1 protein-coding gene is annotated in these 789 nt (G+C 54.2%); it reads right to left on the reverse strand.

Going from position 1 to position 789, the window contains the following annotated elements:
• Window positions 1–158: 158 nt before the first annotated feature.
• On the reverse strand, window positions 159–789 hold a 631-nt coding region (locus tag A3730_RS05360; protein ID WP_063537654.1), incomplete at its 5' end, for a cytochrome c1.

The following is a 789-nucleotide window of genomic DNA, read 5'->3' on the forward strand; positions in this document are numbered from 1 at the left end:
GGCTGTAATGATCTTCCGGGGAAGAAAAGAAAGTCATTGAAGAACGCTTGGTCACCACACCCATTGTCGAGTCATCTCCACACTAGTGATCTATAACAGAAACAGGGTAACCGCTTACGCGGATACCCTGTTCAACGCTGGAATCCTACACTGAAGTATCAGTGTACGTCTTTCCAGTATTCCTTTTTGAGCAGGTAAGCCGGGATCAACAGGATGCCCAGGAAGACCAGCACATAAACACCCAGACGTTCACGCTGCGGGCGAACCGGCTCCGCAGTGTAGGTCAGGAAGTTAGTGATATCGCCCATGGCCTGCTTGAACTCGTCTTCGCCCAACTCTTCTTCCAGACCCGCCATCACGTGGGGCATACCCACGCTCGGGAACACATGGTTGTTGTAACCGAACGGACGGGACTCATCTTCGTAGAAGTTGATCAGGTACGAATACACCCAGTCGGAAGAACGGTACCGGGTCACCATGGTGAGATCCGGCGGTGCATTACCAAACCACTTCTTCGCGTCGTCCTGGTCCATGGCGTTATGCATCTGGTCACCGAACTTGTCACTGACGAAGTTCAGGTTCTCCATCACCAGCTCTTCCGGCATGTCCAGATCTTCCGCCATGCGGCTGTAGCGCTGGTACTGCAGGGTATGGCAACCCAGGCAGTAGTTGACGAACAGCTTGGCACCGTTTTGCAGGCTGACCTTGTCTTGCAGGTTTACCGGCGCTTTAACCACGTACTCGTTGTGGCCACCGCCAGCCGCGAATGCGACCAACGGCAGGCAGCTG

This window comes from Alcanivorax sp. HI0044 (assembly GCF_001634945.1).